Genomic DNA, 16,866 nt, shown 5'->3' with positions numbered 1-16,866 from the left:
CATGGGCGCGGCTGTTCAACAGAACGGAGGCGGTAATGGACGCAGGCGGGGGCGCCGCCGTGGTCGCGCGCAACCCATGGCCGAGATCAACGTAACGCCATTCGTTGATGTTATGCTGGTGCTGCTGATCATTTTCATGGTGGCTGCACCTTTGCTGACCGTGGGCGTGCCGGTCGATCTGCCGAAAACCGCGGCCAGTGCGCTGCCCGGGGATAATGAGGAACCTCTGACCGTGACGCTGACCGCAGATGGACGGGTACAGATTCAGACTACGGACGTTTTGCGGCAGGAGTTGATTGGCAAGCTACGCGCCATCGCGGCAGAACGCAGCAGTGACCGCGTGTTCCTGCGGGCGGATGGATCTATCCCCTATGCGCAGGTGATGCAGGTCATGGGCGCGCTGAATGCAGGTGGGTTTTCCAATGTGGGCCTGGTGACAGACACCGGTGGGCCAGCCTTGGACGAAGGTGGAGAGTGAGGCCGCGCGGTGGATACCGGCACCAAGATCTCAGCTATTGCCCATGTCACCTTGATTGGGTGGGCCCTGTTTGGCGGCACCTTTCGGTCCGAGCCCTTGCCAATGGCGGTACAGGAGGTTTCGGTGGTGTCGGCTGAGCAATTTGCTGCGCTGACCGCGCAGAGTACCGCGCCCGAGGTGCCAACCCCAACGGCGTTACAGCCTCCCGAAGAGCCTACCGAAGACGTGACGCCACCCGAAGCGACGGAGGAGGAGCTGACGCCGCCCGAAGTCGTGACACCGCCAGAACCTGACCCCGATCCCGTACCGGAACCAGTTGAGGCACCCCCTGAACCCGAATTGGTCGAAGAGCCCCCTACACTGGATCAGCCAGAAACCGTGTCTGAGACTTTGCCAGTTCCTCCGGGCCCCGAGGCCCAGCCACGCCCGGCCGATAAAGTTGCACCACAGCCCATCGCTCCGCCGCCGCCAGAGGCTCAGCCCGATGAGGTGGAAACACCCGCCGTGTCGCTGGATGACGGCTCCGAAACCCAGCAAGAGCAGCAGGATCAAACCGCCCCGGAAGAGGCCACCGATCAAATTGTGACCGAAGCCGAAGAAACCAAAGAGAATGCACCGCGCACATCCCCACGACCGCGAGTGCGACCGAACCGGCCTTCACCTCCGGCCCAGCCTGAAGTGGCCGAAGAACAGGACCCGACCCCGCCCGAGCCTGCGCAGAACGACACCGCAATTGATGATGCTCTGGCCGAGGCGTTGGGGCAAAATAGTGCACCCTCCGGCCCGCCGTTGACGAGCGGAGAGAAAGACGCCATGCGCCTTGCCGTATCGCAGTGCTGGAACGTGGGTTCTTTGTCCACGGATGCGTTGCAGACGGTGGTGGTTGTGGCGTTTTCGCTGACCCCGGATGGCAAAGTTGTCGGGGGGAGTCTGCGCATGATCGACAGCTCAGGCGGTACGGCTGCGTCGGCAAATCAGGCTTTTGAGGCCGCACGACGGGCGATTTTGCGCTGTGGGGCCAAAGGATACACCCTGCCTGCTGAAAAATACGAGCAATGGCAGGATATTGAGATTACATTCAATCCCGAGAGGATGCGGATAAAATGATAAGATTTGTGACCAGCCTGTTGCTCGGCCTGACGATATTGGCAGCGCCGGTCTACGCCCAAAGCGGGCCATTGCGCCTGGAACTGGATCAGGGGATCATTGAACCGCTGCCCTTTGCGGTGCCAAATTTCGTGCCCGACGGACCGGCGGCGGCGCAATATGCAAATGACATTACACGCGTTGTCGCAGCTGACCTGACCGGCACCGGGCTGTTCCGCGAAATCTCTGCCGATGCGTTCATCAGCCGTGTCAGCAGTTTTGATTCTCCGGTACAGTTTGCGGATTGGAAGGCCATCAATGCCGAGGCGCTTGTGACCGGGGCGGTAAACGTCTCGGGCAACCGCCTGACTGTGCGGTTCCGGGTTTGGGATGTGTTTTCGGGGCAGGAACTGGGCAATGGGCTTCAATTCGCTGGCACGACCGAAGGCTGGCGGCGCATGGCGCACAAGGTCTCTGATCAGGTCTATAGCCGGATCACAGGCGAGGGCAGTTACTTCGACAGCCGTGTGGCGTTTGTGTCGGAAAGCGGGCCAAAGGATCAGCGGCTGAAGCGGTTGGCGATCATGGATTACGACGGCGCGAATGTGCAGTACCTCACGGACAGCTCGGCCATTGTTCTTGCCCCGCGGTTTTCACCCACAGGTGACAGGCTGCTGTACACAAGCTACGAAACCGGCCAGCCGCGCATCTACGTGCTGGACGTTGATCGGGTCAGGCGGACCGCGCTGAATACCCAGGACGGCACGATGAGCTTTTCGCCCCGCTTCTCGCCGGATGGGCGTTCGATCGTGTACTCTCTGATCCAGGGCGGCAACACGGACCTTTGGAGAATGGATCTGGCCTCGGGTCAAAGCACGCGACTGACCAACACCCCGGCAATTGAAACGGCCCCCAGCTATTCGCCGGACGGATCGCAGATTGTGTTTGAAAGCGACCGATCTGGCACGCCGCAGCTTTACATAATGCCCGCCAATGGAGGCGAGGCGACCCGTATCAGTTTTGGCCAAGGCCGCTATGGCACCCCGGTCTGGTCGCCGCGCGGGGATTTGATCGCCTTTACCAAACAGAACAAGGGCCGTTTCCACATCGGTGTCATGCGAACGGATGGCAGCGAAGAAAGGCTGCTGACATCGTCGTTCCTGGATGAAGGTCCGACCTGGTCCCCCAACGGCCGGGTCATCATGTTCACCCGCGAAACCCAAGGGGCCAGTGGCCGGGCAACATTGTATTCGGTGGATATCTCGGGCCGGAACCTGCGCCCGGTGCGTACGCCGGACGGTGGCAGCGATCCCTCATGGGGGCCATTGCAGAATTGATCGGGGTAGAGGTGTGGAAAAGTTCACAAGAAACCTGCACTGTGGTACAGAGACGGCAATAAACCGATAAAACAACGAGGCACTTGGAATGAATGTATTGGGCAAAATCATAGCCTTGGGTGCGCTGACCGCGATGGCGGCCTGTACCAATAACGACCCATCCGGCCTGGGCGGCTTTGGCAATGGCGCAAATGGGGCCAATGGGGCGTTCGCGTCGGGCTCACCCAGCGATCCGCGCTCACCGGCATATTTCCAGCAAACGATCGGCGACCGGGTTCTGTTTTCGGTGGATCAATCGACCCTGACAGCGCAGGCTCAGACGGTCCTAGAGGGGCAGGCCCAGTGGTTGCTGGCCAACCCGGACTATGTTGCGACCATAGAAGGGCATGCGGATGAACAAGGTACGCGCGAATACAACCTTGCTTTGGGCGCGCGCCGGGCGAATGCAGCCCGCGAATACCTGATCTCGCGCGGGGTGGCGGGCAACCGTCTGACCACGGTCAGCTATGGCAAGGAACGCCCGATCGAGATTTGTAGCACCGAGGATTGCTATTCCAAGAACCGCCGCGCGGTGACGGTGCTGACCGGTTCAACCTTGGGGTAAGACGATGAGAATTGCAGGATGGATTCTGGCCGCGGTTGTTGCGACCGCCGGTGCGGCACAAGCACAGGATCAGCAGACTTTGGCCGATATCCGGCAGGAATTGACCGTGCTTCACGTCGAAATACAGCGCCTGAAGCGTGAGTTTTCGACGACCGGTTCGCCGGCCCCGAACCTGTCCGGCAGTTCCGTTCTCGAGCGTGTAGATGCCATCGAGGCCGAGTTGCAGCGCCTGACCCGTCAGACCGAACAGCTGAACCAGCGGGTGCAGAATATCGTGACCGACGGCACCAATCGGATCGGCGACCTTGAATTCCGCCTTGTCGAACTTGAGGGCGGCGATCTCAGCACGCTGGGTGAGACCTCGACTTTGGGCGGCGAAGCAGAGATCACCGCCGCTGCACCGGCTTCTCCGCTCGCTCCAGCCGCGACCGAACAAGGAGAGTTGGCGGTTGGTGAGCAGTCCGACTTCGAAGCTGCTGCACTGGCGCTGGCCGAAGGGGATTTTCAGGCTGCGGCCGATCAGTTTGCGCAGTTCGATATTTCGTACCCCGGAAGCCCGCTTGCGCCCGAGGCGCACCTGAAACGCGGTCAGGCGCTTGAAGGGCTGGGCAACACGCGTGAAGCCGCACGGGCGTTCCTCGCCAGCTTTACTGGTGATTCTGAAGGCGCCTTTGCGTCTGAGGCGCTCTTTGAACTGGGGGCGGCCTTGGGACGTTTGGGACAGACCGATCAGGCCTGCATTACCCTGTCCGAAGTCGGCGTGCGTTTTCCGGCCTCGGCCACGGTGTCTGCGGCCACGCAGGAAATGGCGTCGCTGGGCTGTTCTTGACCCATCAGGCCGAAACGCTTCGATCTGAACTGCGCGCTGGGCTGCCCGAACATCTGCCGCAGCGATTGGGCGTTGCTGTGTCCGGCGGAGGGGACTCGGTCGCGTTGATGTATTTGTTGCATGAGATTGCGCAGTCCGAAAATATCCACCTGTTTGCAGCAACCGTGAACCACGGGCTGCGTCCCGAAGCCGCTGATGAGGCCAAGCAGGTGGCGGATCAGGCCGCGCGTTTGGGTATCGCGCATGAAACACTTCTGTGGCAGGGCTGGGATGGTGCAGGGAACTTGCAGGACCAGGCCCGACAGGCAAGATACCGTTTGTTGACGGATTGGGCGCAGCGCAACGACATCTCGGCGATTGCACTTGGCCACACGGCGGACGATCAGGCCGAGACTGTGCTGATGCGGTTGGGCCGGGCGGCTGGTGTGACAGGCTTGTCTGGCATGCCCAATGCAAGGGTCCACAATGGCGTCACATTGCTGCGTCCGATGCTGGGTATCACGCGGCAAGCCTTACGGGACTATCTGTCAGAGCTTGATGTGGGCTGGGTTGAAGATCCGTCGAATCAGGATCAGAGGTTCGACCGGATCAAGGCGCGCAAAGCGCTGCAGGACCTCAAGACATTAGGGATTTCTGCGCAGTCTTTGGCCCGGGTGGCTGAAAATCTTGCACAAGCGCGTGAGGCTTTAGCGCGCTATACGCAAGAATCCGCGCGTAGCATCTCTGTGGTTGATGGCGGGGATGTCTGTCTGGACCGCAGTGGTTTCAAACAGGTCCCTGCAGAAATTCAACGACGGTTGGTTGTGGCGATCATCGCATGGATTGCGGGGCAGGGGTACGCGCCGCGTCGGGCCGCCGTCGATAAGGCCGTTGCGGCCGTCGCGGATGGCCGGACAATGACGCTATCTGGCTGCTTATTGATCCCGCATGGCAATAAAACGTGGTTTTGCAGGGAGCTAAACGCAGTGGCGGGGGAAATGTCCGCTCCGAACGAGGTTTGGGATAGCCGTTGGATTCTATCGGGGCCACCGTCGCCCGGTGCCGAGGTGCGCGTGCTGGGAAAGGACGGTTTGCCGCAAGTGCCCGACTGGCGAGACTTGGGAAAACCCCGCAAGGCGCTTTTATCCTCACCCGCAGTTTGGAAGGGGGAAAAACTGCTTTCGGCGCCATTGGTCGCTTATTCAAATGGTTGGACAGCCGAATTTGCGCCACATCGGCCCGAGTTCTACTCTTCAATTTTATCGCATTGAACCTGCTTGAATCCTCTCTATTTTATAAAACAAAGCGGCAGACCTCCATCTGCCGAAATCTTGTGGGAGATCTTCCTTGGGCAACGCTCGTAACATCGCCTTCTGGGTCGTTCTGTTTCTACTGATCCTTGCACTGTTTAATTTTTTCAGCGGTCAAGGCGGAACGCTCCAAAGTAATGAAAGAACATATTCCGATTTTGTCAGCGCTGTCGAAAGCGGCGAAGTCAAAAATGTGACGGTTGATGGTGAGCAGATCCGCTACACCACCGAAAGCGGCGCAAGCTATGTAACCATCAAGCCCGGTGATGCCGAAGTCACCAAGCTGTTGCTTGATGAAAACATTCCATTTCAGGCTGTTAAACAGCAACAATCGGGTTTCCAATCATTCCTGATCACGCTTCTACCGTTCCTGCTTTTGATCGGTGTCTGGGTCTATTTCATGAACCGGATGCAAGGTGGCGGCAAAGGTGGCGCGATGGGCTTTGGCAAATCCAAGGCCAAGATGCTGACCGAAAAGCACGGCCGAGTGACGTTCGATGACGTTGCGGGCATTGATGAAGCCAAAGAAGAACTGGAAGAGATTGTCGAATTCCTGCGCAACCCGCAGAAATTCTCGCGCTTGGGCGGCAAGATTCCTAAAGGCGCGCTGCTGGTTGGCCCTCCGGGTACAGGTAAGACTTTGCTGGCCCGCGCCATTGCAGGTGAGGCGGGTGTGCCGTTCTTCACCATCTCAGGCTCTGATTTTGTCGAAATGTTCGTAGGCGTGGGCGCGAGCCGCGTGCGCGATATGTTCGAACAGGCCAAGAAGAACGCGCCCTGTATCGTTTTCATCGACGAAATCGACGCCGTGGGCCGCCATCGTGGTGCCGGTTACGGTGGTGGTAACGACGAACGCGAACAGACCCTCAACCAGTTGCTTGTTGAGATGGACGGGTTTGAGGCGAATGAAGGTGTGATCATTCTGGCCGCGACGAACCGTAAGGACGTTCTTGACCCTGCGCTGCTGCGTCCGGGCCGGTTCGACCGCAACGTGACCGTCGGCAACCCCGACATCAAAGGCCGTGAGAAAATTTTGGGCGTTCATGCCCGCAAAACGCCACTTGGGCCTGATGTCGATCTGCGCATCATCGCGCGGGGTACGCCGGGCTTCTCGGGTGCTGATCTGGCGAACCTCGTCAACGAAGCCGCGCTAATGGCCGCGCGCGTGGGTCGTCGCTTTGTCACCATGGAAGACTTTGAGAACGCCAAAGACAAGGTGATGATGGGCGCCGAGCGCCGCTCGATGGTGCTGACTCAGGATCAGAAGGAAAAGACGGCGTATCACGAAGCTGGTCACGCCGTGGTTGGTCTGGAACTGCCGCTGTGTGATCCGGTCTACAAAGCAACGATCATCCCGCGCGGTGGCGCGTTGGGTATGGTTGTCTCGCTGCCGGAAATGGATCGCCTGAACTATCATCGTGACGAGTGTGAGCAAAAGCTAGCCATGACTATGGCCGGTAAAGCCGCTGAGGTTATCAAATACGGTGAGGATCACGTATCAAACGGCCCGGCGGGTGACATCATGCAGGCCAGCCAGCTGGCGCGCGCGATGGTCATGCGCTGGGGCATGTCGGACAAGGTGGGCAATATCGACTACGCCGAAGCCCACGAGGGCTATCAGGGCAACACCGCCGGCTTCTCGGTCTCTGCGCATACCAAGGAGTTGATCGAAGAAGAGGTGAAGCGCCTGATCCAACAGGGCTATGAGCGTGCGCACACGATTCTGAGCGACAGAAACGAAGAGTGGGAGCGGCTGGCGCAAGGATTGCTGGAGTATGAGACCCTGACTGGCGATGAGATCAAGCGCGTCATGAACGGTGAGTCCCCGAACGAAAGCGATGACGAAGGCGACAAGCCTGACGCAGGCAGCGCGCCCAGCGTCACCGCCATTCCGAAAACCAAGGTCAAAAAATCTCCGCCCGAAGGCGGGATGGAGCCGGAACCCTCGGCTTAAACGGACTGGACCCGGGCAATGTCCCGGGTCTTTTTTTTGTCTTTTCATTCTTGGCTTTCTGTCCTCTAGTGCGCTTCAATAAGCGGCTGAGACGGGAAACAAGCATGCCGGTTTTACGCAAGACCGACTATGAGGCAGAGGTTGTCTGGCTGGGTCATGTCCCCGCAGGAACCAGTATTCGGGCCAAAGCGGTTGACTGGCTTGACCTTGGGTTTTCGGGTGACGTTGGGGCGCGGCATGAAGGCGAAAACAGGGCGTCCTGCGTACGCGTGGCCAACCTTTACCCAAAGGGAACTGAAATCCGCAACGTCCGGCAATTGTCAGTATTGTCTCTGGAAGAGATTGCGGCGACAGCAAAAGAGATGGGCATTCAAGATTTGGACCCCTCGCTTCTGGGGGCTTCCCTTGTGCTGCGTGGTATCCCTGACTTCACGCATGTTCCACCATCGTCACGGCTTCAGGTTGCCGGCGGTCTGACCATAGTGGTCGACATGGAAAACCGCCCCTGTGTTCTTCCGGGGCGCGAAATCGAAGCAGACTTGCCCGGCCATGGCGCGGCATTCAAGGCGGCTGCCCAGGGGCGGCGCGGTGTCACCGCATGGGTTGAACGGCCCGGAGAATTGAGGCTGGGCGATACGATGGCCCTGTTTGTACCGGATCAGCGAAATTGGGCGCCTTAAGGTCCGCCTGTTTCCGATGAGCAGCGCCTGATCCACCTTAACGCCGTTTCGCGGCATGATTATGTCGGAATCTATAGCCATCTCTCTGGTACACAACGGTATGGGTTTCCCAGCGCCGACGCATCGCGCCGGTTTAGCACGGCATTAAATCAGGGACCCTGCCCAATGAGCTATAAATCCGACATTGAAATCGCCCGCGAGGCAAACAAGAAGCCGATTCAGGAAATTGGTGCGAAAATTGGCATCGAGTCTACTGATCTGCTGCCTTACGGCCATGACAAGGCAAAGGTCAGTCAGGACTTCATCAACTCGGTTCAGGACCGGGAAGATGGCAAGTTGATCCTTGTCACCGCGATTAACCCGACCCCCGCGGGCGAGGGTAAGACCACCACAACCGTTGGGCTGGGCGACGGTCTCAACCGCATCGGCAAGAACGCGATGATCTGTATCCGCGAAGCGTCGCTTGGCCCGAACTTTGGCATGAAAGGCGGTGCTGCAGGCGGCGGGTACGCGCAGGTTGTTCCGATGGAGGAAATGAACCTGCACTTCACAGGTGACTTTCACGCGATCACGTCGGCGCACTCGCTTCTGTCTGCGATGATCGACAACCACATCTATTGGGGCAACGAATGTGAAATCGATATCCGCCGCGTGGCATGGCGCCGCGTGGTTGACATGAATGACCGTGCCTTGCGTCAAATCACCGCCTCGTTGGGTGGCGTATCAAATGGTTTCCCACGTGAGACAGGCTTTGACATCACCGTTGCGTCTGAGGTCATGGCGATCCTCTGCCTTGCAACCGACCTGCAAGACCTGGAAAAGCGTCTGGGCGATATCATCGTAGCCTATCGCCGCGACAAAACCCCGGTCTACTGCCGCGACATCAAGGCCGAAGGCGCAATGACCGTCCTGTTGAAAGACGCGATGCAGCCCAACCTTGTGCAGACGCTGGAAAACAACCCTGCCTTTGTTCACGGTGGCCCGTTCGCGAATATCGCGCATGGCTGCAACTCGGTCATTGCCACCAAGACGGCGTTGAAAGTGGCCGACTATGTCGTTACCGAAGCTGGTTTCGGCGCCGATCTGGGTGCCGAGAAATTCATGAACATCAAGTGCCGCAAGGCAGGGATTGCTCCGTCGGCTGTTGTGCTGGTGGCGACCGTACGTGCGATGAAGATGAACGGCGGGGTGGCCAAGGCCGATCTGGGTGCGGAAAACGTCGATGCGGTAAAGTCCGGCTGCGCCAATCTTGGCCGTCATATCGAGAACGTGAAATCCTTCGGTGTTCCGGTTGTTGTCGCCATCAACCATTTCGTCACTGACACGGATGCCGAAGTTGAGGCGGTTAAAGCCTATTGTGCCGAACATGGTGTCGAGGCCATCCTGTCGCGCCACTGGGAACTGGGTTCAGAAGGTTCGGCCCCTCTGGCCGAAAAAGTGGTTGAGATCGTCGAGAACGGTGCCGCTAACTTTGCGCCGATCTACCCTGACGAAATGCCGCTGTTCGAGAAGATCGAAACAATCGCCAAGCGGATTTACCGCGCCGACGAGGTTCTGGCCGACAACAAGATTCGCAACCAACTGCGCGAGTGGGAAGACGCAGGCTACGGCAATCTGCCGGTCTGTATGGCAAAAACGCAGTACTCATTCTCGACTGACCCGACCCTGCGCGGTGCGCCCACTGGCCACTCGGTTCCTGTGCGCGAGGTCCGCCTGTCTGCGGGTGCCGGTTTCATCGTGGTTGTCTGCGGTGAGATCATGACCATGCCCGGCCTGCCCCGCAAACCGGCGGCTGAGACGATTCGCCTCAACGATGAAGGTCAGATCGAGGGCTTGTTCTAAGCGCCCGAATGATACATCTCGTGGTCCGGGGATATCCCCGGGCCGTGAGGAGATTGAAATGCCCACTCTGATACCGCCACAAGACTGCAACTCAATGCAGGAATTGCGGCCTCAGATCGACAAGCTGGACCGCCAATTGATCGAGTTGTTGGTAACGCGCGCAAGCTATATTGATCGCGCGTCCGAGCTGAAACCCGGCGAGGGGCTGCCAGCCCGCATTCCGGATCGTGTCGAAGACGTGGTGCAGCGCGTGCGCATGAGTTCCGATGAGCTGGGCATGGACCCTGATCTTGCCGAGAAACTCTGGCGTATCTTGATTGACTGGTCGATTGCCCGCGAAGAACGTGTGCTCGGCCCCGAATGAAAAACCGGGCGCATATTGCGCCCGATCCGTTTTTTGAAAGAAGGGATCAAAGGATGGTAGCGCAGGTAATCGACGGCAAGGCTTTTGCGGCCAAGGTGCGTGCCCAAGTGGCCGATCAGGTGGGCAAACTGAAAGAGGAAAACGGCATCACACCGGGGCTTGCCGTGGTTCTGGTGGGCGAAGATCCGGCCAGCCAAGTCTATGTACGGTCCAAAGGCAAGCAGACTGTTGAGGTCGGCATGAACTCGTACGAACACAAGCTGGATGCCGAGACCACCGAAGAAGACCTGCTGGCGCTGATCGCCAAGCTGAACAATGACCCGGACGTCCACGGTATCTTGGTTCAGCTACCCCTGCCTAAGCACCTGAACGAAGACCTTGTGATCAACTCGATCGATCCGGCCAAGGACGTCGATGGCTTCCACATCTCGAACGTGGGTCTGCTGGGCACCGGTCAGAAGTCGATGGTCCCCTGTACCCCGCTGGGGTGCCTGATGATGCTGCGCGATTATCACGGCTCGCTTTCGGGTATGGACGCGGTTGTGATTGGTCGCTCGAACATCGTCGGCAAGCCGATGGCGCAACTGCTGCTGGGCGATAGCTGCACCGTGACGATCGCGCATTCACGGACCAAGGATTTGCCCGACGTTGTGCGCCGCGCAGATATTGTTGTAGCCGCCGTTGGCCGCCCCGAGATGGTGCCCGGCGACTGGATCAAAGAGGGTGCGACGGTTATCGACGTCGGCATCAACAGGATTGAGCGCGACGGTAAGAACAAGCTGGTCGGCGATGTGGATTACGCCAGTGCAGCGGAACGTGCAGGTGCAATTACCCCGGTTCCCGGTGGAGTTGGCCCGATGACGATCGCCTGCCTTCTGGCCAATACGCTGACCGCGTGTTGCCGCGCCAACGGCCTGACCGAACCGGAAGGCCTGACCGCCTAACAATTTTCGTTTCTAAAACTTGTATGGGTCAAAGGGCTATCCGGCCTTTGACCCATTGGTATTTAAAGATCGCCGGAGCTTATCGAACCAGATTTGAATGTCTGTGTTTTCGATGATAAAGACACAATTCCAGTCTGTTACGAATTGATTCATGCGCCGACGGAGATGCAGGCTGGCTTCAGTCGGCGGCAAATTTTGAGTGAGTGTGACAGTCGTGCCAAGCCGATTTCTGGCCGAGCTTAAAGTGCGCAGAGTGGTTGCGGGTCTCGTGTTTCCCCCTTTGCTGGCATACACGTTCCAACCTTTTCCGAAGCTCTACTTGCCGTTTTCTGAACGGCTGATCTTTTGGTTTGGGGTTGTCGGGTTGGCATTGGCGGTCATCTGGGGATCGAAATACGTGACCAAGACCTATTTCACAGGCGCGTATTTTTCATGGCGTGACGTTGCCTTGATTGCGTTGATCCTTGGATTGTTTGTGCCATCGATGTGGTTTTTATCTTATCTGCTTGTTTCCTATGGCGGGCAGCCCGCCCCGGACATGCTTTCGGTGGCACCGTACGGCGCGTTGCTTGCAACCGGGTTGGTTCTGATCCGCGGTTATGATCAACCATCTGCAGCACGACCTGAGACCGCCGCCGTTTCGCCGCGACTGGCAAAGCGGTTGCCGGGGTCCTTCGGTGGGCAGATTTTTCGGCTGACGGTTCGGGATCACTTTGTAGATGTGGTAACGACAGAAGGAACATTCACGATCCGGTCTCGTTTCAGTGATGCCATTGCCGAGATGGAGCCCGTGCCGGGGCACTGCACCCATCGATCCCACTGGGTGACGGACACCGCTATTGACCGGGTGGAAAAGAGGGGCGGAAAAACGTTTCTGCGTTTGAAAAACAATGACTTGGTGCCTGTCAGCCGAAAGTATAAACCTCAGCTTGAACAGGATGGTCTTCTGTAGCCGCCGTTATCGTGGCATCGGAATGATCCGAGGCTGCGGACCCGTCAGTATGGCCATCGCCGGATCGTTCATCAGTGTGCTCAAAGCGTGATCTGAGCTGTGTAAACCGCCGGTATAAGTGCCATAGGCCGGCAGGATCAGCCGCGCCTGATCTATCAGAAAGGCCGGCCGGGTGATAGAACGCCCCCGTGCTCTCAATTGCGCCTTGGGGTGATAGTGGCCTGAGACCTCGGCCTGCGCCCCAGGATGCGCGATATGTCGAAAGGTCAGGGGGCCGACTTCATATTCCACAAGATGCGCACCGCCCAGATCAATAGGGCCGGGGTCGTGGTTGCCTTCGATCCAAATCCAGCGGCGACCGGCTTGCAAGGCGGTGATGTCCTGCTTTTCAGAAAAGTCCAATGCGGCCGAAGCATCCAGATCATCGAAACTGTCGCCAAGGCAAATGACGGTGCCGGGATTGGTTCGGGTGATATCGACAGCCAGCCGGGTCAGTGTTTCCCTGCTGTCATATGGCGGCAGAGTTGGTCCACTCCGGCGCGCGATACGCTCGGACTTGCCCAAATGCAGATCGGACACGCAGAGCAGGCTTTGATCTGGCCACCATAAGGCACCGGACCCCAATGCGCTGAGGTTTTGCCCGACAAAGGAAAACGTCACTTCGTTCATGATCCGTTCTTTGCCTGTTTCGCTGATGGACGCAAGTGGTATCAGCCGGGCTCCAACCCAGCCGCCTGCAAAAGACGTGCGCTTTCTTCGGCCAAAAGGCGTTCCTCGGCCGCGCCTTTGACAGGAACTTTGCCAGGTTCAAGAAACAACGGCGCGGCCAGAGGCGACACGTGTTTGAGGCGCAGCAGGTCAATGCGGTCTCCGATACGTGCCATCATCGATTCAATCCGGCCAAAATCCACCAATCCACGCATGGCCTCTTCTCGGGTGATTTGCAAAAGCAAGTGGTTTGGATCGTATTTATGTAATGTGTCATAGAGAATATCCGAGGAAAACGTTGCCTGACGCCCGCTTTTGCGTTGCCCGCCTGTGTTCCGCTCGATCAAACCGGCGATCGTGGCCGAGGCGCGAAAGGTGCGCTTCATCACGGCATTTCCGGCCAGCCAGTTTTCAAGCCCGTCTCGCAGAGCGTCCATCTGGAACAAGGGGCGGGGGTCGGTTACTGCATCCAACCCCCAGATCAGCGTTGCATAGTCCGTGGCTACGAATCCAAGTGGCGCAAACCCGGTCTCTTCCATTCGCTTGGTCAGCAGCAGGCCCAGCGTTTGCTGCGCGTTCCGTCCGGCGAATCCATAAACACACAAATGCTCGCGGCCGTCATTGGGGAAACTTTCAATCAAAAGCCGGTCGCGTTGGGGCAGGCGGGACATATCCCGCTGCAGGGAAAGCCATTCGGCAGTATGCTTGGGAAGCTGCGGCCAATTGGGTTGGGCGAACATCCTCAGGATACGGTCGCTCAGCTGCGTAGAGGTGGCAAACTTGGTGCCCATGAAGGTGGCGACCTTGGGCTTCTTGTCGGCGCGTCGCGTGACCTCGACCACCATTTCGCGCAGGCCTTCATATCGCACGATCTGCCCGCCGATCAGAAAGGTATCTCCGGGGGTGAGAGATGCCGCAAAGGCCTCTTCTACCTCGCCCAGCGGTTTGCCACCGCGATTGCGTTTCAGACGCACTTTCAGCGTATCGGTATCCTGAATGGTGCCAAGGTTCATGCGGATACGCTGCGCCGCACGGGGGTCGCGTAGCTGCCAAAGCCCGTCCGGGCGCTGCTGCAGCCGTTGCCAGCGGTCATAGGCACGCAGGGCGTAACCTCCGGTCGCGCAGAATTCCAGACAGTCATCAAATTCGGCGCGGCCTAACGCCGCGTACGGTCCAGCCGTAGTCATTTCGCCAAACAGCGTGTCTGCGTTGAACGGCCCCGCCGCGGCAGCGATGAGGATATGTTGGCACAATACGTCGCGGGGGCCAGATCCGCGCGGTTCGCCATCCAGTTCGTGCGCCTTGGCTGCTTCGAGCGCGGCAATGCACTCCACCACCTCAAACCTGTTTGCAGGTACAAGCAACGCCTTGGAAGGTGCATTGTAGCGGTGGTTGGCGCGTCCGATCCGTTGAACCAACCGCTTGACGTTCTTGGGCGCGCCGATCTGGATCACCAGATCGACATCGCCCCAATCAATGCCCAGATCCAGACTTCCGGTGCAGATGATCGCGCGCAGATCACCCCGTACCATGGCGGCCTCAACCTTTTCCCGCTGTTGCCGGTCCAGACTGCCGTGGTGGATACCGATGGGCAGGCCGTCGTCATTGGCAAGCCAGAGGTTGTGAAAGAAAATCTCGGCCTGTGCGCGGGTATTGTGGAAGATCAGCGTGGTCTTGTGTTGCTTGATCTGCTCTAGCACCGCCGGGATCGAATAAGCCGCACCTCCGCCCGACCAAGGCGGCATCTCGGCGGTTTCCAGCATCTGTATGTCGGGGTCAGGACCGGGGTCAGCTTGTACGATCTGACATGGGTCAGGGTGGCGGGCCAGGAACCGCGCGATGGCGTCAGGGTTCTCGACCGTGGCTGATAATCCGACCCGGCGCAGGCCGGGACACAAGGATTGCAGCCGGGCCAAGGCCAGCATCAACTGATCCCCGCGCTTACTTTCCGCCAAGGCATGAATTTCATCTACAATCACCCGCTGGACACCCGCAAACATTCGGTGTGCATCTTCATACGAGGTCAGCAGTGCAAGGCTTTCTGGCGTGGTTAGCAGAATGTGCGGCGGGTCCACCCGCTGCCGTTTCTTCTGCGTGGCCGAAGTGTCGCCGGTACGGTCTTCGATCCGAATAGGCAGGCCGATCTCATCCGCTGGCCCGCGCAGGTTGCGGCGAATATCGGCCGCCAGTGCCTTGAGGGGGGAAACATAGATCGTGTGCAGACCTGCGTGTTCGTGTTGAGCCAAATCAGCCAGAGTTGGCAGGAACCCTGCCATAGTCTTGCCACCCCCGGTAGGCGCAATCAGTAACGTTGCCGGGTCCGAGGCCCGGTCAAACATATCCTGCTGATGGGGGTGGATGGACCAGCCCTTGGTGGCAAACCAATCAGTGATCCGGGCGGGAATCTGCGTCATACGCGCAGATTACCCAACCCTTTACGGAATTGGCACGGCGTTATTTAACAATCGCCTCGTCTTTGACGAACATGTTGGACCACGCGCGGTCGATCAGGTCAGGGCTCATCTGATAGGGAATACCCTCAAACTCGCAGATCGAGATCATCTGGTCGATCAGGAAGATCGGCTGATAATTCGCGTAGACGTTGTTGATGGTCGGGTATTTGACCTTCAGCAGATGCACCAACGCGGCCTCGTCCAACGGCATGCCGCGCTTGCGGGCGACCATCGCAAAGATTTTCAGGAAGTTTTCCTGGTTTGGACCGTCGATCTTGATCTTGAAGAAGATTCGGCGCAGGGCCGCTTGGTCAAAGATCTCGTTCGGGTGGAAGTTGGTCGAGAAGATGACCAGCGTGTCAAAGGGCACCTCGAACTTTTCACCTGATTGCAGGCCAAGAATATCCTTGTTCTCTTCCAGCGGAACAATCCAGCGGTTGATCAGCGCCTGAGGCGGCTCTTGCTGACGGCCAAGGTCGTCCACGATGAAAATGCCGCCGGTAGACTTGAGCTGTAGCGGCGCCTGATAGGTCCGCGCGGTGGGATTATAGACGAGGTCAAGCATGCTGAGCGACAGTTCACCACCAGTCACAACAGTCGGGCGTTCACACTGAACATAGCGTGAGTCGAACCGTTTGCGGCGGCGCAGGCTGTTGGGGTCGTCGGCTTCCTGCTCAATCGCCGTGTGAACGATGGGGTCATAAACCGTGATCACCTGACCGGCATATTCGATGGCATAGGGGACGTAGACGTTATCGCCCAAGGCATCCCTGATCCCGTTGGAAATCGACGACTTCCCGTTGCCCGGGGGGCCGTACATCAGAACAGAGCGGCCAGCACTGACTGCCGGGCCAAGCTGGTCCAGCAAGCTGTCGGGCAGAACCAGATGGCCCATCGCGCCCGTCAACTGATCGCGCGTGACCTGTATGTTGCGGATCGACTGCCGTTCAACCTGTTCACGGTAGACATCCAGCGGCACTGGCATAGCGCCGAAATATTCGGACTGGCTCAGCGCGTCCAAGGCACGGGCCTTACCGGCATCGGTCAGTTGATACCCCATTTCGTTGCCACTGTTGGCGTTCAACGTTCCTGTGGCCTCGATCAGTTTTTGCTCGCGGGCCATGTCGATCAATTCTTGCGTGACGGACCCCGGCAAACAGATCGCCGCGGCGATTTCGGACACGGTATCAGCGTTCTTTCGGAAGATCGTTTTCAACATGATGTCGCGCATCATAACGATCGGGAGCCTCATTTCGCCCAGACCCTTGGGGGCAGGGGGGGCCATAACCGCGGTTGTCTGCATATTCATGAGCGTTGCCCGTCTATCTACTAATCACGCAAAAAAT

Annotated in this window: 15 protein-coding genes; 12 read left to right on the top strand and 3 right to left on the bottom strand. The window is 58.5% G+C overall.

Annotated features, from left to right (window positions below; genetic code table 11):
- Position 1 precedes the first annotated feature (1 nt).
- The 12 genes from tolR to AVO44_RS12975 all read left to right on the top strand — a co-directional run bounded on the left by tolR (position 2) and on the right by AVO44_RS12975 (position 12,359).
- Complete coding sequence (gene tolR, locus AVO44_RS13030) at positions 2-478, top strand: protein TolR (protein WP_068337650.1); 477 nt, start codon at positions 2-4, stop codon at positions 476-478.
- 9 nt (positions 479-487) lie between these two features.
- A complete protein-coding gene (locus AVO44_RS13025) occupies positions 488-1,585 on the top strand; it encodes an energy transducer TonB (protein WP_068337648.1) in 1,098 nt (365 codons plus the stop codon).
- Positions 1,582-2,901: a Tol-Pal system beta propeller repeat protein TolB gene (gene tolB, locus AVO44_RS13020; protein WP_068337646.1), complete on the top strand. Its 1,320-nt coding sequence runs from the start codon at positions 1,582-1,584 to the stop codon at positions 2,899-2,901. Before AVO44_RS13025 ends, tolB begins: the two co-directional genes overlap by 4 nt.
- 88 nt (positions 2,902-2,989) lie before the next feature.
- Positions 2,990-3,505: a peptidoglycan-associated lipoprotein Pal gene (gene pal / locus AVO44_RS13015; protein ID WP_068337644.1), complete on the top strand. Its 516-nt coding sequence runs from the start codon at positions 2,990-2,992 to the stop codon at positions 3,503-3,505.
- Positions 3,506-3,509: 4 nt separating this feature from the next.
- Positions 3,510-4,334: a tol-pal system protein YbgF gene (gene ybgF / locus AVO44_RS13010; protein WP_068337642.1), complete on the top strand. Its 825-nt coding sequence runs from the start codon at positions 3,510-3,512 to the stop codon at positions 4,332-4,334.
- Complete coding sequence (tilS, locus tag AVO44_RS13005) at positions 4,331-5,584, top strand: tRNA lysidine(34) synthetase TilS (protein WP_082677493.1); 1,254 nt, start codon at positions 4,331-4,333, stop codon at positions 5,582-5,584. The genes ybgF and tilS overlap by 4 nt, the downstream gene beginning before the upstream one ends.
- Positions 5,585-5,660: 76 nt before the next feature.
- Positions 5,661-7,577: an ATP-dependent zinc metalloprotease FtsH gene (gene ftsH / locus AVO44_RS13000; protein WP_068337639.1), complete on the top strand. Its 1,917-nt coding sequence runs from the start codon at positions 5,661-5,663 to the stop codon at positions 7,575-7,577.
- A gap of 104 nt (positions 7,578-7,681) precedes the next feature.
- Entirely contained in the window at positions 7,682-8,257 is a 576-nt protein-coding gene (locus AVO44_RS12995) for an MOSC domain-containing protein (protein WP_068337638.1), read from the top strand.
- Between the two features lie 165 nt (positions 8,258-8,422).
- Entirely contained in the window at positions 8,423-10,099 is a 1,677-nt protein-coding gene (locus AVO44_RS12990) for a formate--tetrahydrofolate ligase (protein WP_068337637.1), read from the top strand.
- Positions 10,100-10,157: 58 nt separating this feature from the next.
- Entirely contained in the window at positions 10,158-10,463 is a 306-nt protein-coding gene (locus AVO44_RS12985) for a chorismate mutase (RefSeq protein ID WP_068337636.1), read from the top strand.
- Positions 10,464-10,516: 53 nt separating this feature from the next.
- The gene (gene folD, locus AVO44_RS12980) at positions 10,517-11,407 is read left to right on the top strand and encodes a bifunctional methylenetetrahydrofolate dehydrogenase/methenyltetrahydrofolate cyclohydrolase FolD (protein ID WP_068337884.1); all 891 of its coding nucleotides are present in this window, start codon (positions 10,517-10,519) and stop codon (positions 11,405-11,407) included.
- A gap of 199 nt (positions 11,408-11,606) precedes the next feature.
- Positions 11,607-12,359: a LytTR family DNA-binding domain-containing protein gene (locus tag AVO44_RS12975; protein WP_233421985.1), complete on the top strand. Its 753-nt coding sequence runs from the start codon at positions 11,607-11,609 to the stop codon at positions 12,357-12,359.
- 6 nt (positions 12,360-12,365) lie between these two features.
- Here the strand turns inward: AVO44_RS12975 and pdeM are convergent, their stop codons facing one another.
- Genes pdeM through AVO44_RS12960 form a run of 3 tightly spaced genes read right to left on the bottom strand, consistent with a single transcriptional unit; the run spans position 12,366 to position 16,829 of the window.
- Positions 12,366-13,028 carry a ligase-associated DNA damage response endonuclease PdeM gene (gene pdeM, locus AVO44_RS12970; RefSeq protein ID WP_068337635.1) on the bottom strand — a complete coding sequence of 221 codons (663 nt, stop codon included), beginning with the start codon at positions 13,026-13,028 and terminating at the stop codon, positions 12,366-12,368.
- Positions 13,029-13,069: 41 nt separating this feature from the next.
- Complete coding sequence (locus AVO44_RS12965) at positions 13,070-15,481, bottom strand: ligase-associated DNA damage response DEXH box helicase (protein WP_068337633.1); 2,412 nt, start codon at positions 15,479-15,481, stop codon at positions 13,070-13,072.
- Between the two features lie 40 nt (positions 15,482-15,521).
- Positions 15,522-16,829 (bottom strand): ATP-binding protein, encoded by a 1,308-nt coding sequence (locus tag AVO44_RS12960; protein WP_068337631.1) that lies wholly within the window; start codon positions 16,827-16,829, stop codon positions 15,522-15,524.
- Positions 16,830-16,866: the final 37 nt, after the last annotated feature.

The sequence above is a fragment of the Ruegeria profundi genome, assembly GCF_001507545.1.
Classification (GTDB): domain Bacteria; phylum Pseudomonadota; class Alphaproteobacteria; order Rhodobacterales; family Rhodobacteraceae; genus Ruegeria; species Ruegeria profundi.
Note: the sequence above shows the minus strand (reverse complement) of the source record. Positions and strands in the feature narration are given on the sequence as shown.